This is a genomic window from Dyadobacter crusticola DSM 16708, assembly GCF_000701505.1.
Classification (GTDB): Bacteria; Bacteroidota; Bacteroidia; order Cytophagales; family Spirosomataceae; genus Dyadobacter; species Dyadobacter crusticola.
This window is the reverse complement of record NZ_JNJB01000001.1, coordinates 637384-661429: the sequence shown is the minus strand read 5'-3', so window position 1 is coordinate 661429 and position 24046 is coordinate 637384. Positions and strand designations below refer to the sequence as shown.

Genomic DNA, 24046 nt, shown 5'->3' with positions numbered 1-24046 from the left:
AATATCCGCCTATGGAGGCGTATTATCTTTAAAATTATAAGTAAAAAGCTTCGAACCAGATATTCTTAGCTGATAGCTGATAGCTGATAGCTGATAGCTGATAGCTGATAGCTGATAGCTGATAGCTGATAGCTGATAGCTGATAGCTGATAGCTGATAGCTGATTCAAACCACGAAGGGCTTAATTACCCTTGCATTATGCTTTTTTAGTTGTACGAAAAGCTGGTTGAGCATATCATCGTCCCGGTATATTCCGATGATCGTGCCTCCTGAGCCGGCAAATTTCGCTGAGGCGCCACAGGCTCTGGCTGCATTAATCAACCTTTTATTGGAATCAGGTACATTGTATATCTGGCAACGCAGGTCGAAATTCTCGTTCATCAACTGGTGCAGATCGTCTGCGCGTCCTTCCAGCAAGGCTTGTTTTCCTTGTTCTGCTTTTGCGGCAATCTGGCCGAGTACATCAATCACGTGTGCTTCTCCCCGGTCAAACCTGGTGCGGACATCGCTGTGTACCTTGCCGGATACTTTGCTGAGATTGGTATTATATGCCACGTAAAGTTTGGGTAAGAGCTCCGGATTAATGCGTTCATAAAGCCCGTGACCTTTTTGTTCTATCATCGTCTTGTCAAAGTCCATGTACACGCAACCTTCGTAGCACTGAATTACGCGGTCCTGCAAACCGGCAGTTATGCCCAATTCTTCGGTTTCTGTAACCATGACAAGCTGCGGCAGGATTTCAAGCGGAATCTCGACCTTATAAAATTGGATCAAAGCACGAAAAAGCGCTACAACAATGGCGCTGGAACCCGACATGCCTACCTGTCTCGGAATGGAAGAGCGGTAGCGGACAGTGAAGTTCCGGTTAGGCAGTCTGATCCCCTGTTCTTCACAATAGTCTCCGAACTTCTTAATTCCCGCTTTGATTAACGGAATACCTCCATTGTACCCCAGCATACTAACTGTATCGCGCAGGTGGAATATACTGCGGAACGTGCTCAGATCCTGCGGCTGGGCTTCAATATGGAGTTCAGGAGATTCGTAAAGCGAGATGGAGGCACCGAAGTTCCTGACTGAAATGGAGATCGTTTTTCCAAAAAAACCGTCAGATGGATTGCCTAATAATCCCGCCCGGGCGTAAGCGCGTGTCTCAATGATCAAGGTGAAATCTTTTTTTGCCAAAAGTAATAACTTATTGACGATACAAAGACGTTTTACCCCTATACGAAATCGGGATTGAGGCAAAATCTCTGCTGGTTAGCAAGCCGACAGGCTGAAAACAAGAAAAGCGGGACAAAAATGTCCACGCTTTTTTAAGAGGCTGGTTTACTGATATATCTTACTGCTTAACTACCTGAATGTTAGCAATTAATTTAACTTCGTCACCAACAACCACGCCGCCAGCTTCTGTTACTGCACTCCATTCCAGGCCAAATTCCTTCCGGTTGATTTTGCCTGTTACTTCAAAGCCGGATTTATTGTTTCCGTAAAAATCCGTCATGCTACCGCCGTACTCTACTGCAAATTCGAAAGGCTTGGTAATTCCTTTTACAGACAGATCTCCTTTAAGTGTATAGCTCTCAGATCCTGTTTTAGCAAGTTTGCCGGTGAAGGAAAGTTTCGGGTGTTTTTCTGATTCGAAGAAATCACCTGACTTCAAGTGCTCGTCGCGCTGCGCCTGGTTGGTGTCAACGCTGGCAGTATCCGCCGAAAATTCAACAGTAGCGCCGTCGAAATCTTCCGTTTCAGTTTCAACTGATCCTTCAAAGGTTCTGAAATAACCTGTAACTGTTGAAATTACAAGGTGTTTTACCTTAAACTGAATTTCTGAATGTGTTGGGTCGATCACCCATTTTGTGGTAGCCATAACAGTAGTGTTTTGATGTATGTAATTACATTTAATGTATATACATGTAAATTTGAGGAATAGTTTCCAATGCACAAAAAAAATCCCGAACAATGTCCGGGATTTCTATCAGGCGTTAACAAATCAGTTTGGCATCGCGAAGATGGCGGGGTCAATTTTTGGATTTACTTCCAAGGTTTTGATGTGCAATGCCATTTTTGCACCCGGCATTGCAGAAGTTGAAACTTCGGATGTAAATGGATAATAAATACCTTCTACCTGCCGGAAGTCTGATTGCGTGTTTTCAGACTCGATATCCTGGCCATTGATGTTAGTTTTTGCCACGATTTTGAGAATGTAAAATGTGTCTTTGGAGATGTAGTTAACTCTCTTCACGCCATTTTTCAAGGTCATTGTCACCTTGTATACCTTTGCGCCAGCCAATTCCTCTTCTCCGTCCAGCGACAGTTGATAACCTTTTTGTTTGTAGTTATATAAACCGGTAATGTCTGTTTCCGAGGCCATTGATTTTACGGCCTCTTCGGGTAATGCGGTTGCCTTTGTTTCACCGGTCATCGGATTGATAGCCCAACCTGTATTTCCATTAATCGCCTGCACAATGGTTGAACCCTGCACGGTGGTCTCACTTCTGAAAGCCTGGTTTTGAACGATTGTGGTGTTGATCGGCACTTTCATGTTCATTACATCCATTTCAGCAGTGATCCTCATGCTTTGCAGTTTAGATAACTTATCCTCTCCGCCCATTGCCTTAATGTGTTTTGAAACGATTTCATCCAGACTCTGCGCTTGAAGGTTTGTGAAAATACCAGCAAGTATCAGGAGCAGGAATATGGTTTGAATGGGTCTGTTTGTCATGTTTGAAATGGTTTGGTTATTGTTAGTCGATGGCAAGGATTTCATTGGGGAATACTGTTACGAGCTTATACCTGGCACTTAAGTTAGCTATCGAAGTCCAATTTTTGTGCAAGAGCTTAAAAAGCTTACCGGCCTTTATGTTTTTCAATTGCAGGTATACTACTCTGGGAGGCGGAGTTGACGTACTGACCCTAACAGAGAAATTTGAATCTCTGGTTACAATAGTTAAATTATGATCCTTGGCGTAATTCCAAATCTCAGAATCAAGCCATTCATCATTTAAATCTTTTTGGTGGATGAACTCCTCCGAGTTCCAAATGGAACAATGATATGGAAGATTTACGTCGATGAGATATTTAAGCATATTAGGCAGCTACCGGGTAGCTTGCAAAAGTTCGTCCGGCCATTTGTGCAGCAAATTGAAGGCAAGCATCTATATCCAGGTTCTCCAGAGAAGGAAATTCATGTAGAATAACATCTCTGCTATCTCCGGCAGCCAGGTGTTCCAACACTGTTTGTACAGTAATTCTTTTTCCACGGATTGTAGGCTTACCGTTGCATAAGTCCGGATTCAACGTGATCCTGTTTATCAAATCGACCATATTCTTGTGGTATAGCGAGGTGTATTCACAAATATAACAACAAAAAAACGAGCGAACAGTGCTTGTTCGCTCGTTTGATTTGGTGCAGTTTACTGCTATTTAGTTCTTCAGTGCTTCCGCTCCTCCAACAATTTCAAGGATCTCCTTGGTAATTGCTGCCTGACGGGTACGGTTGTAAACCAGTCTCAGGTCTTTCAGAAGCTCTTGCGCATTTTCAGTTGCTTTATCCATTGCTGTCATCCGCGCACCTTGTTCAGAAGCGTTAGATTCGAGAACTGCACGGTACAACTGTATTTTCAGTGACTTTGGAATCAGCTCTGTTAAAATTTGTTCTTCGGTAGGTTCGAAAATGTAGTTAACCTCAGCTTTGGTGGTTCTGGCGCTTTTGTCTTCATTGGGGATCGGTAAGTACCGGTCTGCATGAATGATCTGCGTTGCAACGTTTTTGAACTCGTTATAAACAATGTCAACTGCATCGAAGCGTCCGTCGGTAAATGCCTTCATAATCTCCTCTGCTGCCAATTTTACGTTCGTAAAACTCAGTCTGCCAAACAAATCTGTATAGCCAATGTTAACAAGCAGTCCGCGGCGGCTCAGCGATTCAGCGCCTTTCTTACCAATCGCGAAAATCTCGACATTTCCCTTGCGTGCCTGCTCCGAGTACTTCTGCTCGATCAGCGCGAGTGTTGCTTTGATGATATTGGTATTGAATGCACCGCACAATCCGCGATCGGAAGTGATCACTACGATCAGTACCTTCTCTATCGGACGTACCGTTTTCAACGGGCTTTCTGCTGAACTTTCTGCTCCGGCTGAAACAGTTGCAAGCATGTCACTCAATTTCTGAGCGTATGGGCGCATTTGTAAAATACCGTCCTGGGCCCGGCGCAGTTTTGCCGCAGCAACCATCTTCATTGCTTTGGTGATCTGCTGCGTAGAGTTAACCGATACAATGCGGCTACGTACTTCTTTTAAGCTTGCCATTATTTGGAAGTTTAAAACATATCCGGTCGATGCCGGTGGTTAATATTTGGAAAGGGAGCAGGAATACTGCTCCCTTTTAAGACTTAGTGATATTTAACAGCAACTTCTCTGGCTACTTTCTCGATCACATCGGTAACGCTGTTGTCCAGCTTACCTGCGCGCAATGCAGCAAGTGCTTCTTTGTGCTGACCGCTAAGAACGGTAAGGAAGTCCTTTTCAAACTCTCTCACTTTGTTTACGTCCACTGAATCAAGCAAACCTTTTGTAGAAGCATACACAGTAGCAACCTGCTGTTCAACAGGAACCGGTGCATATTGTGGCTGTTTCAATACTTCCTGATTGCGACGACCGCGGTCAATAGCAAGCTTGGTAGCAGCATCGAGGTCAGAACCAAATTTCGCAAAAGCTTCCAATTCACGGAACTGCGCCTGATCCAATTTAAGGGTACCAGACACTTTCTTCATGGATTTGATCTGTGCATTACCACCCACACGTGATACCGAGATACCTACGTTGATCGCAGGACGGATACCAGAGTTGAAGAGGTTAGATTCAAGGAAGATCTGCCCGTCTGTAATTGAAATTACGTTTGTAGGAATGTAAGCAGAAACGTCACCAGCCTGTGTTTCAATGATTGGAAGAGCTGTTAACGAACCACCGCCTTTCACAATCCCCTGAAGAGATGGAGGAAGGTCATTCATATTTCGTGCGATCGAATCATCTGAGATGATTTTTGCAGCACGTTCCAAAAGGCGGCTGTGCAGATAGAATACGTCACCTGGGTAAGCTTCACGGCCCGGAGGACGACGAAGCAGCAAGGAAACTTCACGGTAAGCTACCGCTTGTTTTGAAAGGTCATCATAAATAACCAAAGCAGGGCGGCCTGTGTCACGGAAGTATTCACCGATCGCAGCACCTGTAAATGGCGCATAAAATTGCATTGGCGAAGGATCAGAAGCACCTGCTGCAACGATCACTGTGTAATCCATTGCACCGTACTTGCGAAGTGTTGCCTCGATACCTTTGATAGTTGAAGCTTTCTGGCCGCACGCTACATAGATACAGAAAACCGGCTCGCCTTTGTCGTAATATTCTTTTTGATTGATGATCGTATCGATTGCCACAGCTGTTTTACCAGTCTGGCGGTCACCGATGATCAGCTCGCGCTGACCGCGGCCGATGGGGATCATTGCATCGATCGCTTTGATACCTGTCTGCAGAGGCTCGGTCACCGGTTGACGGTAAATAACACCAGGCGCTTTACGCTCGATAGGCATTTCGAAAACTTCACCCAGGATAGGGCCGTTTCCGTCAATAGGTTCAGCGAGGGTATTTACAACACGGCCTATGATTCCGTCACCCACTTTTACGGAGGCGATTTCTTTCGTACGCTTTACTGTTGCACCTTCCTTAATGTCACTGAAATCTCCAAGCAATACGGCGCCGACATTATCTTCTTCCAGGTTAAGAGCCAAGGCTTTCAGCCCTGTTTCGAACACAAGCAGCTCACCTGCCTGTACCTGAGAGAGACCATAAATACGGGCAACACCGTCACCAACCTGAAGAACTGTCCCTACTTCTTCGAGCTCTGCTTCTGATCTGGCGCCTGCGAGTTGTTCGCGCAGGATAGCCGAAACTTCATCCGGTCTAACAGATACCATAGTATAATTGACTTATTTAGAGTATAGTAGTAAGTTTTTGAAAACTGCCGCAAAGGTAGTGTTTAATTTTGGTAAAAACAGTATCTTCTGAATAGTATAATTGATGAGAAACTGTGTCTCCGCAAAATTAGATTATTCCAAGTATAAACCCCTCATGCCCTTTCAGACAACATTTGCCGTTCATAAGCTATAAGGAACATTTTTAAAACTTTTTTAGGTACTAATTGTGTTTTTGTTGTAATTGAATTCGTTAATATCACTTACATCTGAATAGTTTATTTTATCGTCCATCAATCAGTATAATGTACAAATTAGAAAAAACCATTTTGGCAGCGTTGTTATTAGGCGCATTTGTAACAACGGAAGGCAACACACAGACTATCAAGAAAACGACCAAGCCAGCTACGGCTGTAAAAAAGGCTCCGGCTGCACCAGCAAAAGCAGCAACATCGCCATTAGTACTCAAAAATCAGATGGATTCTTTGTCAGCAGCGATTGGAGTGAGTTTTGCTAATTCACTTGCTTCACAGGGAGTAGCGGGAATAAATAACGAAGTGCTTACCAGGACGATCAATGCAGCGCTGAAAGGCGGTCAAACTACATTTTCACCGGAAGAAGCAAATTCTTTTATAGGTAACTATTTTCAAAAAATGATGGAAGAGAAAGGCGCTGTTGTGCGCACAGAAGGCGAGAAATTTTTGGAGGAAAATAAGAAGAAAACGGGAGTAACCACAACCGAAAGTGGCTTGCAGTATGAAGTAATCAAAACCGGGGACGGTCCGAAACCAACTGCAACTGACAAGGTTAAGACACACTACCACGGAACTCTGACCAATGGAACGGTTTTTGACAGTTCGGTCGACAGAGGAGAGCCTGTTGAGTTTCCGGTGAATGGCGTGATAAAAGGATGGACAGAAGCTCTTCAGTTAATGCCGGTCGGCTCAAAATGGAAACTGTATATCCCATATCAGCTTGCGTACGGAGAGCGGGCCGCAGGACCTCAGATACCAGCATATTCTGCATTGGTCTTCGAGGTCGAATTGTTAGAAATAGTTAAATAGGAAAACGTGCGAAGATGAGAAAGTACTTAATCACTCTTATTCCGGTTGTGTTGCTCGGGTGGCAGCGGGGCCCTGTTCAGGATCATACGGCAACAGTACCTGCTGTTGGAACGTCATCTTTGGAAGATGACATCAAGCCAATCCCTGCTCAATACAAAGCGGAGGAGTTGACTACACGTATTTTGTCAAGTTATCATTATAGAAAAACCAAGCTGAACGATTCCTTGTCCGAAGCGATTTTCGACAAGTACATTGACGGGATAGACCACGGAAAGCTGTACTATCTGGCCGAGGATATCAAGCAATTTGATCAGTACAAACATTCTTTTGACGATTATCTGCAAAAGAGGGAGTTGGACGTTCCTTTTCAGATTTATAACGTTTTCAGAAAACGGTACAAAGAGAGAAGCGACTATATTCAAAAGCTGCTGGGAGAAACGAAGCCATTTGATTTCACGGCAGACGAATCAATGGATACAGACCGCGAAAAAGCAGTCTGGGCAAAGAATACCAACGAGCTGAATGATACATGGAGAAAGTACCTGAAAAGCGAGGCACTTGATCTCAAACTTTCAGGAAAAGCGGATACAGCAGTAATTACTACGTTGCGTGACCGCTATAAAAACCGTGATCGTGCATTGGGTCGTATTCGTACCGAGCAGGTATTCCAGATGTTTATGAATGCATATGCAGAATCAATGGACCCGCATACGAGCTACATGGCACCAACTTCTGCCGATCGTTTCAAGCAGGAAATGAGCCAGTCACTGGAAGGGATCGGTGCATTGCTGGGCGAGGAAGATAATTACATTAAGATCAAGGACGTAATTCCCGGCGGACCTGCATTCAAAGGAAAGCAACTCAAGAAAGAGGATAAGATAGTAGCGGTAGCGCAAGGAGATGAAGGTAAAATGGTGGATATCATTGGCTGGTTCGTTGATGACGCTGTGAAGCTGATCAAAGGCCCGAAATCTACTGTGGTTCGTCTGCAGGTAATCTCCGCAGATGCGCTTCCGGGAACTCCTCCGAAAGAGTACCGTCTCGTTCGTGAGAAAATCAAACTGGAAGAACAACGTGCGAAGAGCGAGATCGTTTCGATCAACAATGCAAACAAGACTTTCAAGATTGGTGTAATCGATATTCCATTGTTCTATCGCGACTTTGAAGGGGCTCAGCACAGAGAGAAAGAATTTTCAAGCACTACTCGTGACGTGCAAAAGCTGATCACCGAATTGCAGGCCTCTAATGTGGACGGAATTGTGATCGATTTACGTAACAATGGTGGAGGATCGCTGACAGAAGCTGTTTCACTTACCGGATTGTTTATCAACAGAGGTCCCGTAGTTCAGGTGAAAGAGGGTCAGGGTGAAATTGAGGTACAATCTGATAATGATCCTGCAATCGCTTACGACGGTCCGATGGCCGTAATGGTAAACAGGTTTAGCGCTTCTGCTTCCGAAATTTTTGCCGCAGCAATCCAGGATTACAAACGCGGAATTATCGTTGGCGAGCAGACTTACGGTAAAGGAACTGTGCAGACATTGATCGATTTGAATCAATGGGTACCTAAGGAAGCTGATCAACTCGGTCAAGTGAAATTAACGGTAGCCAAGTTTTACCGCATCAATGGAAGCAGCACGCAGCTGAAAGGCGTAATGCCTGATCTGGAATTGCCAACTGCATTTAAAGAAAATGAATATGGTGAAGGTTCTCAGCCAAGTGCATTGCCGTGGGACCAGATTCCATCTTCGAAATACGAACTTACTAATAGCGTGAATCCGAATATGATCGAGCAATTGCGCGATAAGTACAAGCAGCGGTTGAAAACGGACGACGAACTGAAGACGCTTGCAAAGACTCTGCAGGAGTTCAAGGAAGCCCGTGAAAACAAGGTTGTTTCATTGCAGGAATCGAAGCGGAAGCTTGAAAGAGATGAAGCCGAGAAAAAAAGAGCGGCTATGAAACAACTGGGAGAAGACACGACTGACGGAGATGAAGAAGAAGATCCGAAAGCAGTGGAAGCGCCGAAAGAGGCTAAAAAGAAGAAGGATATTTACCTGACTGAAACTGGTCGGATGCTGGCTGATCTCATCGTGATTTCGAAGGAACCAAGTCTGGCGGGAGCTAAAAAGAAGTAAAAAGTTTAGAGTTTTAATAAAAATGAGGCGAGGGCAATTCCACATCGGAGTTGCCCTCTGTTTTTTGATAAATTGTAATTGTAAATCACTAGATTCGTAACGCTTGATAGCGGGTACTCTGGTGAATAAAAGCAGTTACAAGGACTAAATAGGATACGAATGCAACTCAAAAACGCGACAGTATTGATCACGGGCGGCGCTTCCGGTTTAGGAGAAGCGACTGTCCGGCTATTTGTACAGGCGGGTGCGAATGTGGTAATCTTGGATCTCAACGAAGCTGCCGGACGAACATTGGAATCCACCTTTCCAGCTCAGGTTAGGTTTGTAAAAGCAGATGTTTCGAGCGAGAGCGAAGTGCAGACGGCAATCGATTTGTCGCTTGAAGTATTTGGACGGATCCAAATCGTCATCAACTGTGCCGGTGTCGCGCCTGCCCGGAAAATCGTTGGCAAAGCCGAGGGAGTTTACGGGCCGCATTCTCTGGAAATTTTTGAAAAAACAATCCGTACCAATCTCATCGGTACCTTTAATGTAATGCGCCTGGCAGCATTTGCCATGGAGCGTAATGTGCCTGATGAAGAAGGTGAGCGCGGCGTCATAATCAACACCGCTTCTATCGCAGCTTACGACGGACAAATGGGCCAGGTTGCTTATGCGGCAAGTAAAGGCGGAATCGTAAGCATGACTTTGCCCGTCGCGCGCGACCTTGCTAGGTCAGGGATCCGCGTGATGGTAATTGCTCCGGGCCTTTTTGAGACACCTTTGATGCTGGGGCTGCCGGAAGAAGCCAGACTTTCGCTGGGTCAACAAATTCCATTTCCTTCGCGACTGGGTAGACCAGCAGAATACGCTTTGCTCGCGAAATCCATTGTTGAAAATCCAATGCTTAATGGTGAAGTGATCCGTCTCGACGGGGCTGTCAGAATGGGACCCAGATAATGAATAAGCTGCACAACATATTACCTGCACGTCCCACCATATTGAAGTGGCTGTTTCTGGTCGTTTTATCTACCGGAAGCTCGCTTTTCCGAGACGCAGCAAGCAGCAGCACTTGCCAGACAGAGCAGGTATATACAGCGGAATCCAGGCTAACTGCTGGCAAAGCGATTGCCCTTTTCCACTCGGCGACCGACGTTACTATTCCTGAGTACTTTGGTTTAAAGAAGTTTAGCTTAGTTCTCCTTTCTCATTTTGCAAGATCAATAAAGACGCGATACCATCAGCTAGGCATTACCTTTTTCTCCTTCTCCTACAAACTCCGCCTGATCAATTTGCAGCCTCACAACTGCGTTTCTAATACAACTCCTGCTGTTTTTCCCAGATCCTGAACAATCTGCATTGTTCTGATTACAAATGCGCGGCACACTTGCCAGCGCCTGAATATTTATGCCGTTCTCGACCTGAGAACGGCCAATAGCCATTTCAAAAATCTGGAAAATGAATGCAGGAAAACTTCTTAGCAGCGCAAGAAAATGGTTGCGCCGACTGGCTATGGCTTATATGCTCGGCTTTGCCAATGCGATCAATCAGGAAACAAAAACGATGGACGATACGGGCTTTAAAACGGAGCAGATACTGCCTGATGATATCGATTGACTAAAAGCACATTTGTAACACCCGGACCCTGCGCTGCCGCATTCCGGGTGTTCATGTTTTTAGTTGAATTTGCATAAATGTTGAATAGTATCCCTGCTCCTTATGTACTTTTGGACAAGAAACATAGCTTAAAAATGAACAGGAAATCGATTGCAGTAGATATGGACAATGTCCTCGTTGACATTGAAGTTAATTGGATTGAAGCTTACGAAGAAGCATTTGGAATAAGAGTAAGCCGGGAAGCCATGCTCGGTATCCCCGAAGATCAGGCATTTCCCGACCCACTGGCCGCGCGTAGCCTGCTGTACAAGCCCGGCTTTTTCCGCAATGCGCCAGTAATAGCCGGCGCGCAGGAAGCTATCCTGAAATTACAGGAGCACTTCGAGATTTACATTGTATCTGCCGCAATGGAGTTCCCGAATTCACTGCTTGAAAAACACGACTGGCTGGGTCAGCATTTCCCATCCATTCATTGGAGGAATATCGTTTTCTGCGGGGATAAAAGCGTGATCAATACCGACTACCTGATCGACGATCATTTGAAAAACCTCGACTACTGTAAAGGAACGCCGATCCTTTTCTCTGCGTCGCACAATGCAGGTATCGATAAATACCGCCGCGTAAACAGTTGGGCAGAGGTTTTAGAGCTGTTTGAAGCAGAGATTGCCAAATAGTTTCAGCAATCTCTTATTTCTCTTCCTTAGCCTTTTCTTTGAGCTGTAATAACTCATCGCGCAGCCTGGCAGCTTCCAGGAAGTCCATGTCTTTGGCTGCGGCTTCCATTTTTCGCTGGGTCTCTGCGATGAGCTTTTGCAAATCGTTTTTACCCATATACTGCACAACCGGGTCAGCGGCGATCCTGATTTCCTGCGGCTCTACATACGCCTTCCGCACTTTAGAGTCAGCTACGGAAGTTTGCTCCATGATCGCTGCCTTCGATTTGAGGATTGTTTTCGGAACAATGCCATTTTCAATATTATACTCCATCTGAATGCTGCGGCGACGATTCGTTTCGTCAATCGCAAGTTGCATGGAGCCTGTCATTACATCCGCATACATAATTACCTTCCCACGGTCGTTACGCGCAGCACGGCCAATCGTCTGGATCATCGAGCGGGTATCTCGCAAGAATCCCTCCTTATCTGCATCCATGATCGCCACCAATGATACTTCCGGCAAATCCAGACCTTCGCGCAGGAGGTTAACTCCCACCAGCACGTCAAAAACACCTAACCGCAGTTCTCTTAATATTTCAACACGGTCCAGCGCCTTTACTTCTGAATGGATGTACCGGCATTTGATACCCACCCGGTCGAGATATTTGCTCAATTCCTCCGCCATTCTTTTGGTAAGCGTGGTGACCAGAATGCGATCGCCCATCTTGATCCGCTCTGTAATTTCTTCCAGCAGATTGTCGATCTGGTTCAAACTTGGCCTGACCTCAATTTGCGGATCAAGCAAGCCGGTTGGACGGATAATTTGCTCAACAACAACTCCTTCTGATTTCCTCAACTCGTAATCCGCCGGAGTAGCGCTCACGAAAATGGTTTGCGGCGTCATATCCTCAAATTCCTGGAATGTAAGCGGCCGGTTGTCCAGTGCAGAGGGGAGCCGGAAACCGTATTCCACCAAAGCTTCTTTCCGCGAACGGTCACCACCCCACATAGCGCGGATTTGCGGCATGGTTACGTGGCTCTCGTCCACAACCATCAGGAAATCGTCAGGGAAGTAATCCAGCAAGCAGAATGGCCGCTGACCAGGCAATCGCCTGTCGAAGTAACGCGAGTAGTTTTCAATACCGGAGCAGTAGCCGAGCTCGCGCATCATTTCCATGTCGAATTCGGTACGTTCCTTCACGCGTTCCGCTTCTGCCAGTCTTCCTTCTTTGGTGAAAAACTGGATTTGCTGCACTAAGTCATTCTGTATTTCTGAAATGGACTGAGTCAGTACATCGCGACCAGTTACAAACAGGTTAGCCGGAAATATCGCCACAGCTTTTTCTGACGAAATCTTCTTTCCCGTTTCCGGCTCAATGCGCTGGATCTCCTCGATTTCATCCCCAAAAAAAATGAAACGGTAAGCAAAATCAGCGTAACCTGGAAAAACATCGACGGTATCTCCCTTCACCCGGAAATTACCGCGGTTAAATTCCAGCTCCGTCCGGCTGTAGAGGATTTCCACCAGCCTGAACAAAAACTGATTCCTGCTCACAATATCGCCGAGCTTGGCACTTACGATACTCTTTTTGTATTCGTGCGGGTTACCTGCACCGTAAATGCAGGAAACCGATGCCACTACAATGACGTCGCGTCTCCCGCTCATCAGTGAAGAAACCGTATGGAGCCGCAGCTTTTCGATTTCCTGATTGATCATCAGGTCTTTTTCTATATACGTATTGGTCGTGGATATAAATGCTTCCGGCTGGTAGTAGTCGTAATAACTGATAAAGTACTCGACTGCATTATTTGGAAAAAATTGCTTGAATTCGCCGTAAAGCTGTGCTGCCAGGGTTTTGTTGTGGCTGAGCACCAGGGTGGGTTTGTTGACGCGGGCGACTACATTGGCAACTGTAAAGGTCTTGCCCGACCCGGTCACCCCTAGTAGTGTTTGTGCTGGTTCGCCAGCTTGTATTCCCTGAACAAGTTGTTCGATTGCGTCGGGCTGATCGCCCGTAGGTTGGTATTGGGAAGTGAGTTCGAAGTTCATAACGCATATTAGGCCGTACCGGAAATAACGCATTTCAAAGATAGATTAGTTTCTTTGAAATGCGTCCGGAACTGCCTTATGCTTGTCTTAGAACACTTTCAGCGTTTTCAACTGCCTTTTTCTCTTTCCAATGCTGCCATTCAAGGCCCAGCAGCTTGGTCATGCTTTTGTCTACAAACGTGTGACGTACCAGGTTCATACCGCCTTTTACAGCTGTAAAAATGGAGTTATTGGCTCTCAATGCAAGACTGAAACCTCCGTCGATATAGCGGATATAGTGCCACCACAATGAAGGAATAAAAATCGTTTCTCCGTGGTACAATGTAGTTTCGTGGCCCACTGCACCTTTTAATGCAGGAAAACGCTCATAGTCCGGATTAAGCGGATCCACTTTGCTCATTACCGTAAAGGGGTGGTGGTATAGTCTGCGGCTCTCTTCCGGAGAAAACAGGATCAGCTGCTTGCGTGTCTGGAATTGCGTCAGGAATACATTGGAGCAATCCATATCGTAATGCAGGCTGGTAATCGATCCCTCACCTCCGAAGAATACAAACTTGTAAGACTTTAAAAATCCGTCCATGATCGTCGGAAAACGAATGTCGTTTGCGAGCTCAGGGATTTTCTTGAAAATATCAAAAAGGAAGATGCGAAGGTCAGTTGGTCCTTTCTCGATCAACGAGAGATATTCGCCAAACTTCATTGTTTTCGCGATCTGAAAATATTTATCTGCGTCGTGGAGATGGTTGTCAACCAAAGGAACATCCAGGTTGCCGTGGTTTTCCCTCAGCCACTCAAATGTCCATTTTTGAATCGCCGGCCAGTCTTTTGCCAAATCCGTAAAAACCACCGGCTTACTTGGTTTCAGGTAATTTTCGATAAATTCCTCGCGCGTCAACCCACTACGCTTTTCTATTGGCACTAATTTCATACAGAAACTGAGTAAATAGGTAATCAATTAGACTATAATACTGTAAACTCAACGTTTTCAGCGGCATGCATATAAGTTTTACCTTATCTAACGCCCGGTCAAATGTATTAAAGAGAATTCAAAAATATAAATTTCGATTCATTTAATAATCATATTCTTTTTACTATATAGAATTGGTAGGTTAATGAGATTGAGGATATAATTTTTATGCAGTACTACACCATTCTACCCCCGCCCGACCTCGCCGCCTATGTCCGGTGCTTTTGGGTGCTGGAACACGAAGTGAATGCCTGCAAGCCCTATTTTCATAAAATAATGGCCGACGGCTGTGCCGAGCTGATCTTTCACTATCAGGGCAGGTTTGACGAAATAGCGCAATCGGGCGAGGCGGCACTTTCTTTCACGTCCGGGTTAAGCGGACCTTCATCCCAGTTTCGCCGGTTCCGCATTGGTGAAAGTTTCGGGATATTCGGTGTGTACCTTTTCCCGTATGCATTGCCGGCTATGTTTGCGATTCCCGTCAGTGAGCTGGTCAATGAAATGCCTGATTTGCATTCGTTGCTGGGTAAAATGGGAAGCGAGCTGGAAGAGCAGATGATGCTTGCGGAAAACAACCAGGCCAGGGTTGCGATCATATGCAGGTTCCTGCGTGGCTGCCTTCTCGAAAGTGCACAACCCGAGCCAGCTGCATTCGCGATGATCAATCAGGTGATTCAAAGTAACGGACTTACCAGCGTGTCCGAGCTCGCTGCGCAGAACAGTTTGTCGACCCGCCAACTGGAACGTAAGTTCAAAACATTCGCCGGGTTCAGTCCCAAGCTTTTCTCACGCATTGTCCGGTTTCACGCCGCGATGAATGCCTACGGTGACAGGAGCAAATCATTGACCGAGATCGCCTACGAGGCTGGTTACTACGATCAATCCCATTTTATTCACGAGTTTAAAGCATTCTCCGGAGAACACCCGGGCAACTACTACTCGGGAAATTCGGAAGCGACAGAATACCGCGAGGTTTAATGTCGTGTTTTTCCAATTTTCTGTACTGGTACCGATCTAGTTTTGCCTCAAACATAAACCAAAAATCATGAGCACTGTAAAAATTCCAAACGGGCATCAGACGGTAATGCCCTATTTAATGCTGGACAAAGCAACCCGCTTCAAAGATTTTGTAACCTGGGTTTTCGATGGAGAAGTTGCTTCAACGCATTTTCAGGAGGACGATCCTGGTCTGATCAAACATGCCGAAGTGAGGGTAGGAGAGAGTACTATCATGTTTTGCGATAGTCGGGCGGAGTGGCCTGCCCAGCCAGCCAACCTTTTCGTGTATGTTGAAAATGCGGACGATACCTACCAAAAAGCGCTCGAATCGGGTGCGACGAGCATGATGGAACCCGCAGATCAGGATTATGGAAGAAGCTGTGGTGTAACTGATCCTTGCGGGAATGTGTGGTGGATTACTTCGGTGATCTGATACATTGAATTTTGCCTTCAAGCTGTCTTTGTCGCTATATTGAGAAGCGAAAAGACAGCTTTCTTTTTTATGATCAATTACGACAACAAAGTTTTTACCCCGCTCTCTAACACAGAAAACGGTGAGGTGGATTTGAGTATGCAGTTCGTTTACAAGCAAACAGGGAATATCGTTACTTCCACTTATGCAGGCGGCCGGATCATCACGGGGCACCTGATTGCATTGGTAGACGAAGCCGGCAACCTGGATATGCGTTATCACCAGGTAAATGACAAAGGTGAGATCACGACGGGCATTTGTAAATCAACACCGGAGCAACTGCCGAACGGAAAATTGCGTATGCATGAAAAATGGCGATGGACTTCCGGGGATCTCTCTTTTGGCGAATCGCTCCTGGAAGAGTTATAATGCCTTAACCTGCTTGTATTATGCGCTTTTTTAAGATCTGCTTCCTCATCTTACTTCTTACTTCAATCTTCCAAAATCTGCACGCACAGACTTCCAGAATTGTGTCTGGCAGCTCCAAGTTCAGTGTCAGATTTGTACTGGGTACCTGCAACGGGAATTTCGCCGCGCCGACGGGAACAGCAGTTTTCAATGAGAAGAGCCCGGAGAATGCTTCTTTTGATATCAAAATCGCCGCAAATACCTTTGAAACAAACAATAACTCGCGCGACAAAGACATGAAAAGCGAAAAGTATTTTTATGTTGAAAAGTATCCGGATATTCATTTCAAATCATCCCGTGTCGAAAAAAAAGGAAGTAGCTACCAGGCGATCGGTACGCTTACGATCCGCGACGTTTCCAAAACAGTTACCCTCCCATTTGAAGCTAAAAAGAATGCAGATGGGAGCTACAATCTGAGCAGTACATTCGAGGTAAACCGACTCGACTACAAAATCGGTGAAAAGGACTGGAAACTAAAAGACATCGTAACAGTCACTTTGCAGGCAGTCGCCAGGTAATAACTTCTTCAATAGCAAGCGGCTCTTTTCAGAAGCCTAAAATGCACTTGCCTAAATATTTTTGTGTTTACTTGTATTTAGTCTAAATAATACATTTTCTTTGTATTCATATTTAGTCTAAATAAGCACGAATGAAATTAATCTTTACAATCTGTTGCGTGCTCGTCAGCATAGCCGGTGCCCGGGCGCAGGCGGGCAATGGCGTGATCGAAGGCAAAGTGACTTCCAAAGACGGACTGCCGGCAGCTTCGGTAAGCTTGTTTTTAAAAGGTACCAGCTACGGTACCCGGTCGGATAGTGAAGGTTTTTTCAGTTTGAATGCGCCGGCAGGAAGTTACCAGCTTGTAGTAAAAAGCATAGGAACAGAAGAAAAGGAGATCAAAGTGCTGATTGAAGCGGGCCAGACCATTCAGCTTTGCAACATACAGATAACAGAAAATCCGCTTGCATTAATGGAAATGGTCGTAACCGGCCAGTCTGAACCTCAGTCGCTTAGAAACTCAGTTTACCAGGTTCGCACGATCGACAGCGAGCGGATCAGAATGCGAGGGGCTACCAGTTTGCAGGCTGTTCTGAACACCGAGCTGGGGATCAGGTTTTCAAATGACCTTACCCTCGGTACCAGCGACATTCAATTAATGGGCATGTCCGGCCAGAATGTGAAGATCCTGCTCGACGGTATTCCAATGGTAGACAGAGGTAGCACGCGCGAGAGTCTGGGGCAGATCGATATCAACAGCATTGAACGTATAGAGATTGTCGAAGGCCCGATGTCGGTGATCTACGGAACCGACGCGCTCGCCGGCGTGATCAATATCATTACCAAAAAAAGTCACTCCGGTTCCAATATCATTGTGAGTGCCCGGTTACAGGAAGAAACAGCCGGTAAAGAATATGACGCGCTCACCAAAAAAGGTACCCACAACCAGAGCCTGGGATTAACCTGGCAAAATCAGAAGCTGCAACTTTCGGGCAACCTTACCCGGAATAATTTCGGTGGCTGGCAGGGAAACGCAGTGGGTCGCGAGAAAGAATGGAAACCAAAAGACCAGATGCTTTACACCGCAGGCGCGCGTTACAAGACGGGCAACTGGAATATCTGGTACCGGTTTAATGGAACGGACGAAACGATCCGCGATTTCGGCAGACGAAATATCAATACCAAGGAAGCGGTTGATAGGGATTATATATCAAAAAGGTGGTTTCACCAGGTACAATCCGATTGGAAGGTTAATAAAAAGCTGAATGTCAACGGCGTTTTCTCTTATACCGATTACTCCCGGCGCACGCTTACTACCAAGCTGGACGCGAACGACCGCCGCACTTTGTCACTTGAACCCGGCTCACAAGACAAGTTTGTCTTCACCACCGCGTTTTTCAGAGGAACCGCGTTTTACAAAGTTTCTGACGCATTTTCGGTACTCGCGGGACTTGATTTTTCGAAGAATGAAAGCTCGGGTGCGCGGATTTCCGGTACGCCCTCCATTGCGGAATATGCATTGTTTGTAGCGCCGGAGCTCAAAGTTGGGGAGGTACTGCGACTTACCCCGGGCCTGCGTTTCCTGAAAAATTCTGTCTACGACGCGCCTCCTGTTATCCCTTCCCTGAATGCAAAACTGACTATTTCTAAAACCCTTGATTTTCGCTTTGGCTATGCGCGTGGTTTCCGTTCGCCTGCATTGCGCGAGTTGTATTTCGATTTTGTAGATGCGTCCCATTCAATTTTCGGGAATACAAATCTCAAAGCGGAATATTCGAACAGCTTCAACTCATTCCTGGTGTGGCAGGCTGCTGCCCGGCCGCATTACCGCCTGACTTCCACAGCAGGTGGCTTCTACAACATTTTTAATGACCTGATCGCCTTTGCGCTCGATCCGAACGACGCAAGCCGGACTACTTACCTGAATGTGCATCTGTTTAAAACAACAGGTTTTACAATCGATAACAAGCTATTTACCAAGCGCATTCAGGCGAGCATAGGTGGAAGTTACATCGGCAGGTACAACGAATTTTCTGCTGATCCGGAGCTTTACGGGGAATTGCCGGGCTTCGTGTGGTCTCCGGAAATCAATGCAAACCTGCTGTATACTTTCACAAAAATCAAGGCCGGGGTTAACCTTTTTTACAAATACTCAGGTAAGCGGCCAAACTATGAATCTGCGGACCAGATCAAGGTGAGCCTGGCTGAAACGGCAGGTTTTCACATGGCGGATATCACCATCAACAAAGCTTTTGGAAAATACGTGAGCCTGCTCGGTGGCGTGAAAAACGTCTTCGATGTGACATCCATTAACAATACTTCAACAGATACAGGCGGCGCGCACAGTACCGGCGGCGCGGTTCCAATGTCGTACGGGCGCTCGTGGTTCCTCGGCCTGAATGTACAGTGGTCAAAACATTAACATATACCCTTTAACATAACTCAATCCAAAATGAAGAAAATAGTCAAATCTCTGCTGCTGATCGCCTTCCTGGGAAGCTTCAATGCTTGTAATGACGACGAGCCGCCGCTTCCCGATAATGTAGCCGGGTTTGAAAGTGCTGAAAAAGGTTTTGAAGGAGAGGAGACAGAAATCAAAATCACACTCTCGCGGGCAGTGGATGTTATTACTCCTATTACGGTATCATTAACTCCCACACAGCTGACTTACGGTAATGAGTTTACAACCACTCCGGCGGCGGCAAACAATGCAATCGCATTGTCAGTACCTGCCGGCCAGTCTTCGGTATCATTTAAGGTAACCAAAAAAGCAGGCATTCTCCTCGATGGTGACGAGCATGTCGCATTCAAGATCACGTCAGTAGGAGCGCCTGCACTGGTAGGTACTGCCACAGACCTGAAATTGAGTTTTAAAGCGATTGTTTCAGAAGGTACGAGTATTCAGCTTAATGGTATTGCAGACCAAGAACCGGGTAGCAGCGCGGCCAATTCCGTATTCCTCGATCTGAGCAGCAACACGCAAACTGCGGTGCTGCGCGACAGCTGGGACCTTGGTTTTTACAGCGGCACCGATTTTCGCGTGATTATTAATGCAACCAATGGAGCCTCTGCATTAATGGTCAACAAATCGGATATCAACGCGGTAACTGCGAAGGATTTTGTTGCCGATTCGCTGGCAGTTGGTCAGGGAGTGGGTAAGCTGGCACTTGTTGATGATGCAAAAGGCGATTTGACAAAAACAGTAATCAAAGAAATTTCAGCTGCGGACGCGGACAATAAAGTGTACATCCTGAACCGTAAAGGCGGCGCGGCAAACGTACTTCCGGCTGATCAGCTCTACAAGATCCGCATTGTGCGGAGAGGAGCGGGATATTCGGTTCAGTATGCCAAAGTGAATGAAAATACCTTTAAAACAATCGACGTAAACAAAGACGCGACTTCCAATTTTGAATACGTGTCCTTGGAAAAAGGTGTTGCTGTGGACGTGGAGCCTGCGAAGGATAAGTGGGACATTCAATGGGGATATAGTATGTACTATACCAACTTCGGCACCGGGCTGATCCCTTACGGATTTTCAGATCTGGTTTTCACAAACAGACAAGCGAACGTAGAATCCGCCGAGGTGCTGACTACCACGGCTACTTACGATGCGTTTGCAGAAAGCAACCTGGCAGGTATCACATTCTCGAAAGATGCTGACGCAATCGGCTCCAAATGGCGGGTGACTTCCGGAAGTACTGTTGGCGTGAAAACCGACCGTTTCTACCTGATCAAGGATCCGGCAGGCAACATCTATAAACTACGGTTTGTGAGCTTCCATCCAAATGACGGTGGAGAGCGGGGCAAGCCGAAGCTGGAATACAAGCTTGTTGAAAAAGGCGCTTAACTGAACCGGGGAGCAACACGCCAACTGTGTTTCTCCCCGCATTAATTCAAATCATCTGCTATGAAAACGCTGTTCATTTCGATATTCCTATTCATTTCCGCATTGCAAATGCAGGAGCAAAAAGAGATTATTCCCGTGGTAAACGACCATGCCGGACAAATCGTGGTCGTCAAAGACCTTGATGCAAATACCAAACCTTACGTGTATTTCAGCTTTGCCACTGGAAAGGATGTTCCTGCGAGAGAAGCTAAAACCAAGAACTGGGACATCGCTTTCAGCAAAACGACCATTGCCGTAAATGGAGGAACAAGCGGCCCGGGCCAGGGTGGGGCATTGGTGGTGGAAAAACCATTTACTTCAATCACCGAGGCGCCCAAAGAAGGATATAAGTCAGACAGTGAAGCAGGATTTGCAGTACCTGGCGGAAGTGGTAATTCTTGGTACAAATATGATATGGGCGTGCACGCAATCCTGCCGATTGTCGGGCGGACGATTCTGCTGAAAACGGCCGAGGGTAAGTATGCCAAAATCGAGATCATCAGCTATTATAAAGGAGCGCCGGAAGATGTTCCGACAGAAGAATCCAGCTACTACACTTTCCGGTACGCACTGGCTGATGCCGATGGTAAGTTCTAGTTATTCCATTCGTATTTCCGGTTTCTTGATTTTTCGATCAGCTCCATTGCTTCGGAGATAAATCCGGCGAGGTGTTTTCTCTTATTATTTAATCCATCCATCCTGAAACAAGCGCGACGATCAGTGCGATCACGGCCATTGCCACCAGGAGGGAAAGTACCTTCCTCAGTCCATTCCTTTTTTGAGGTATATAAATGAATTTGTATTTGACCTCATCGATATCCTCCATGGTTTCCACGTTTTTCATCCCCGCTTTTTCGAGCACGCGGACAGAAGCCGCATTGTCTACATTGACGAAGGCAATCACATTCGCCGCCCGCAGGTTGTTTTTTGCAAAATGAATGAGCCCGGTGGCGATTTCGGTGGCGATCCCTTTGCCCCAGTATTCAAACCGTATACGATAGCCTATCTCAATGTCGAATCCACTCCTGTCGAGCTTGGCAACCCCGATGAGCTCGGCTGACTCGGCTACTTCGATGAGATAGCGGCCCAGGTAGGTATCTGAACCGTATTCTTCCAGGATACTTCGCAGCATTTCGTCCGACTGCGCACGGTTGAGCGCGTAGCCGGTAACATATTTCATTACATCGTCATTATTACTCAGGTGGTAGTACTTCTCGCTGTCCGCGGCAGTCATTTTGGTTAGCACAAACCGTCCTATTCTGATTGGCTCCACATCCATAAAGTTGCATTTTTGTCAAAGTGCGGACATAATTGCACGGGCTGATTCAGGCATTCACAGGTTTAGTTAAGAAATTTGGCCAATTCATGAAAAGTTGATGATTTTATTGGAGAAAAACGGTTTTAGCATACTTTTTATTCTAAAACAAATTTGTTAACACTCATTAACAATCACTAAAATTTGGTTTCTACATTTGAATTGTTACATTTGACCTTACACGGAATGATAGTAACATTCCGTATTGATAGTTCCAATTATTCTTGAATTCATTATAAAAGTATGAATTTTTTAATGTACTGATCACAATCAGCATCATGATAAAAAGAGCTTTTGTATTGTTTTTCTGCCTTGTGCACTTCCTTGTTTTCCCTGTTTTGGCGGAACGATTAGGCGCGGTGTGCAAACTGGAACTTGGTGCCAGTAACTTCTCCATTCATCCCCAATTATCTACCGAAGAAGCTGACGATTTCGTCATTGAAGACGATACTTTGCCCAGAAATCAGGCGATCGTCCGGGCTGACGAATTTGAATGGCAGGAGAGTTTAACGGACCTGCTGCGCCACCGCCATTCTACTTACAGGTTTATTACAATTGTTGATCAACAGGCCGCGCCTGAATATCACATTACACAGATCTCCAAAGCTGTGCGGGAGTCTGTCGTATTGCCTGCCATTACCAAAGGTACCCTCGTACTGCCTGGCTACTACGGTTTTCTTCACCGTCTCTGCCCATTCTAAAATTGCCTTCGAGCTTCTTATAGTTTCCGTTTGATACACACGGACAGGATCAGCGCGCCGCTTTCAGCCGCCTGCTCCTGAGCTCATTTACTATGTGCCCGTCCGGGCGCCTGGCTATTCTGTTCACCCCAACCACATTACCACCATTTCAACTACTCATCATGAAAAATCTACAATGGCCGCTTTTCCTGTTTATCAGCGCATTTGCATTTGGCTGTGCCTCGAAAAGTGAAACCACTTCCGGAATGAGCGACAGCATTCGGACTATCCCCGTAACCGAGCTGAAACCGCAAAAAACAGACCTGCACCGGGAGTATGTCGGCGATATACACGCAGTCAGGAATGTTGAGATATATGCACGTGTAAAAGGATATCTGGAACAAGTATATGTTGACGAAGGCAAGGAAGTCAGAAAAGGACAGATACTTTTCCGGATCAATAATGAAGAATATGCAGCGCAACTCGCCAAAGCCAAAGCAAACCTGCAAAGCGCGATAGCAGAAGCAAAAGGCGCTGAGCTCGAAATGAAACGGGTTAAGGTTTTGGTAGATAAAAACGTGGTCGCTAAATCTGAAATGGAAGTGGCAGAGGCCAAACTTGCTGCTGCACACGCCAGGATCGAAGAGGCCCGTTCCGAAAAATCCAATGCCTCGATCCAGCTGGCGAGGACCGAGATCAAAGCACCGTTTGACGGCATAATCGACAGAATTCCGCATAAAATGGGCAGCCTGATCGATGAAGGGACGCTTTTAACTACCCTTTCCGATACCAAAACGGTTTTCGCCTACTTTAATGTATCTGAAAACGAGTACCTCGAATACGTGCGTGCAAGAGGCGCTACCAACAAAGGTGCGATCGTGGAGCTCGAACTGGCCGACGGTTCTTATTTCAAACACAAAGGCACAATTGAAACAATGGAAGGTGCATTTGACGAAGGTACAGGCTCCATTGCATTCCGCGCACGTTTCGCCAACCCCGACAAGCTGCTGAAACACGGTTCAACGGGTACTGTCAGGCTTACCAACACAGTCGAAAATGCGATTTTGATTCCTCAGAAAGCTGCATTTGAGATCCAGGACAAGAACTTTGTCTATGTTTTGGGTAAAGACAATAAAGTCAAGACGAGAAGCTTTGTGCCGAAATCGAGACTATCGGGTTATTATGTGGTAAAGTCAGGTTTGGAATCAGGGGAAACGATCGTTTGCGAAGGACTTCAGGGATTGAAGGACGGAGCGACGATTAATCCGAAAACCATAACAATGGACAGCCTCAATACGGAGGCAAGCAAGATCGAGCTTACAGCCCGATAAGATCTATTTGTTTCACCTGA

25 protein-coding genes are annotated in these 24046 nt (G+C 46.1%); 15 read left to right on the top strand and 10 right to left on the bottom strand.

Features of this window, described 5'->3' with window-relative positions:
* Window positions 1-165: 165 nt before the first annotated feature.
* The 7 genes from Q369_RS0102925 to atpA all read right to left on the bottom strand — a co-directional run bounded on the left by Q369_RS0102925 (window position 166) and on the right by atpA (window position 5969).
* Window positions 166-1161, bottom strand: a complete 996-nt coding sequence (locus tag Q369_RS0102925; RefSeq protein WP_031526270.1) for a mevalonate kinase family protein — start codon at window positions 1159-1161, stop codon at window positions 166-168.
* A 178-nt stretch (window positions 1162-1339) separates the two neighbouring features.
* Window positions 1340-1867, bottom strand: coding sequence for a YceI family protein (locus tag Q369_RS0102920; RefSeq protein ID WP_031526268.1), 528 nt, complete (start codon window positions 1865-1867; stop codon window positions 1340-1342).
* 123 nt (window positions 1868-1990) lie between these two features.
* The gene (locus Q369_RS0102915; protein WP_031526267.1) at window positions 1991-2722 is read right to left on the bottom strand and encodes an outer membrane lipoprotein-sorting protein; all 732 of its coding nucleotides are present in this window, start codon (window positions 2720-2722) and stop codon (window positions 1991-1993) included.
* 22 nt (window positions 2723-2744) lie between these two features.
* A complete protein-coding gene (locus Q369_RS29240; protein WP_031526266.1) occupies window positions 2745-3086 on the bottom strand; it encodes a DUF5615 family PIN-like protein in 342 nt (113 codons plus the stop codon).
* 1 nt (window position 3087) lies between these two features.
* A complete protein-coding gene (locus Q369_RS0102905) occupies window positions 3088-3324 on the bottom strand; it encodes a DUF433 domain-containing protein (protein WP_031526265.1) in 237 nt (78 codons plus the stop codon).
* Between the two features lie 99 nt (window positions 3325-3423).
* The gene (gene atpG / locus Q369_RS0102900; RefSeq protein ID WP_031526264.1) at window positions 3424-4308 is read right to left on the bottom strand and encodes an ATP synthase F1 subunit gamma; all 885 of its coding nucleotides are present in this window, start codon (window positions 4306-4308) and stop codon (window positions 3424-3426) included.
* A gap of 83 nt (window positions 4309-4391) precedes the next feature.
* Window positions 4392-5969 carry a F0F1 ATP synthase subunit alpha gene (gene atpA / locus Q369_RS0102895; RefSeq protein WP_031526263.1) on the bottom strand — a complete coding sequence of 526 codons (1578 nt, stop codon included), beginning with the start codon at window positions 5967-5969 and terminating at the stop codon, window positions 4392-4394.
* A gap of 302 nt (window positions 5970-6271) precedes the next feature.
* Between atpA and bamJ the strand changes: the two genes are divergently transcribed.
* From bamJ to Q369_RS0102865, 6 genes are all read left to right on the top strand, one after another.
* Entirely contained in the window at window positions 6272-7030 is a 759-nt protein-coding gene (gene bamJ / locus Q369_RS0102890; RefSeq protein ID WP_031526262.1) for a BamJ family beta-barrel-assembly machinery protein, read from the top strand.
* A gap of 14 nt (window positions 7031-7044) precedes the next feature.
* Window positions 7045-9168, top strand: a complete 2124-nt coding sequence (locus Q369_RS0102885) for a carboxy terminal-processing peptidase (protein ID WP_031526260.1) — start codon at window positions 7045-7047, stop codon at window positions 9166-9168.
* A gap of 159 nt (window positions 9169-9327) precedes the next feature.
* Complete coding sequence (locus Q369_RS0102880) at window positions 9328-10107, top strand: 3-hydroxyacyl-CoA dehydrogenase (RefSeq protein WP_031526259.1); 780 nt, start codon at window positions 9328-9330, stop codon at window positions 10105-10107.
* Window positions 10107-10496, top strand: a complete 390-nt coding sequence (locus Q369_RS28970) for a hypothetical protein (protein WP_157488015.1) — start codon at window positions 10107-10109, stop codon at window positions 10494-10496. Before Q369_RS0102880 ends, Q369_RS28970 begins: the two co-directional genes overlap by 1 nt.
* 109 nt (window positions 10497-10605) lie before the next feature.
* Window positions 10606-10764 (top strand): hypothetical protein, encoded by a 159-nt coding sequence (locus Q369_RS28965; RefSeq protein ID WP_157488013.1) that lies wholly within the window; start codon window positions 10606-10608, stop codon window positions 10762-10764.
* 134 nt (window positions 10765-10898) lie between these two features.
* The gene (locus Q369_RS0102865; protein ID WP_031526257.1) at window positions 10899-11438 is read left to right on the top strand and encodes a 5' nucleotidase, NT5C type; all 540 of its coding nucleotides are present in this window, start codon (window positions 10899-10901) and stop codon (window positions 11436-11438) included.
* A gap of 13 nt (window positions 11439-11451) precedes the next feature.
* Here Q369_RS0102865 and uvrB read toward each other — a convergent pair whose 3' ends face one another.
* Both uvrB and Q369_RS0102855 read right to left on the bottom strand, forming a co-directional pair.
* Window positions 11452-13470 (bottom strand): excinuclease ABC subunit UvrB, encoded by a 2019-nt coding sequence (gene uvrB / locus Q369_RS0102860; protein WP_031526256.1) that lies wholly within the window; start codon window positions 13468-13470, stop codon window positions 11452-11454.
* Between the two features lie 76 nt (window positions 13471-13546).
* On the bottom strand, window positions 13547-14398 hold the full coding sequence (locus tag Q369_RS0102855; RefSeq protein ID WP_031526255.1) for a cupin-like domain-containing protein: 852 nt from the start codon (window positions 14396-14398) through the stop codon (window positions 13547-13549).
* Between the two features lie 207 nt (window positions 14399-14605).
* On the opposite strand from Q369_RS0102855, the gene Q369_RS0102850 reads away from it, so the two are divergent.
* From Q369_RS0102850 to Q369_RS0102820, 7 genes are all read left to right on the top strand, one after another.
* Complete coding sequence (locus tag Q369_RS0102850) at window positions 14606-15415, top strand: helix-turn-helix domain-containing protein (protein ID WP_031526253.1); 810 nt, start codon at window positions 14606-14608, stop codon at window positions 15413-15415.
* Window positions 15416-15482: 67 nt separating this feature from the next.
* Window positions 15483-15869, top strand: a complete 387-nt coding sequence (locus Q369_RS0102845) for a VOC family protein (RefSeq protein ID WP_031526252.1) — start codon at window positions 15483-15485, stop codon at window positions 15867-15869.
* Between the two features lie 69 nt (window positions 15870-15938).
* Complete coding sequence (locus Q369_RS0102840) at window positions 15939-16277, top strand: avidin-fold protein (protein WP_031526251.1); 339 nt, start codon at window positions 15939-15941, stop codon at window positions 16275-16277.
* A gap of 20 nt (window positions 16278-16297) precedes the next feature.
* Window positions 16298-16834, top strand: a complete 537-nt coding sequence (locus tag Q369_RS0102835) for a YceI family protein (RefSeq protein WP_031526249.1) — start codon at window positions 16298-16300, stop codon at window positions 16832-16834.
* 131 nt (window positions 16835-16965) lie between these two features.
* Window positions 16966-19236: a TonB-dependent receptor gene (locus Q369_RS0102830; protein WP_035332850.1), complete on the top strand. Its 2271-nt coding sequence runs from the start codon at window positions 16966-16968 to the stop codon at window positions 19234-19236.
* Window positions 19237-19266: 30 nt separating this feature from the next.
* A complete protein-coding gene (locus Q369_RS0102825) occupies window positions 19267-20661 on the top strand; it encodes an HmuY family protein (protein WP_031526247.1) in 1395 nt (464 codons plus the stop codon).
* Window positions 20662-20721: 60 nt separating this feature from the next.
* Window positions 20722-21297 (top strand): HmuY family protein, encoded by a 576-nt coding sequence (locus Q369_RS0102820; RefSeq protein WP_229206720.1) that lies wholly within the window; start codon window positions 20722-20724, stop codon window positions 21295-21297.
* 88 nt (window positions 21298-21385) lie between these two features.
* Here the strand turns inward: Q369_RS0102820 and Q369_RS0102810 are convergent, their stop codons facing one another.
* Window positions 21386-21979 carry a GNAT family N-acetyltransferase gene (locus Q369_RS0102810; protein ID WP_051663870.1) on the bottom strand — a complete coding sequence of 198 codons (594 nt, stop codon included), beginning with the start codon at window positions 21977-21979 and terminating at the stop codon, window positions 21386-21388.
* Window positions 21980-22293: 314 nt separating this feature from the next.
* Here Q369_RS0102810 and Q369_RS0102800 point away from each other — a divergent pair, with 314 nt between their 5' ends.
* Entirely contained in the window at window positions 22294-22716 is a 423-nt protein-coding gene (locus tag Q369_RS0102800) for a hypothetical protein (protein WP_031526243.1), read from the top strand.
* Between the two features lie 161 nt (window positions 22717-22877).
* Window positions 22878-24026 (top strand): efflux RND transporter periplasmic adaptor subunit, encoded by a 1149-nt coding sequence (locus Q369_RS0102795; RefSeq protein WP_031526241.1) that lies wholly within the window; start codon window positions 22878-22880, stop codon window positions 24024-24026.
* The last annotated feature ends 20 nt before the right edge of the window (window positions 24027-24046 follow it).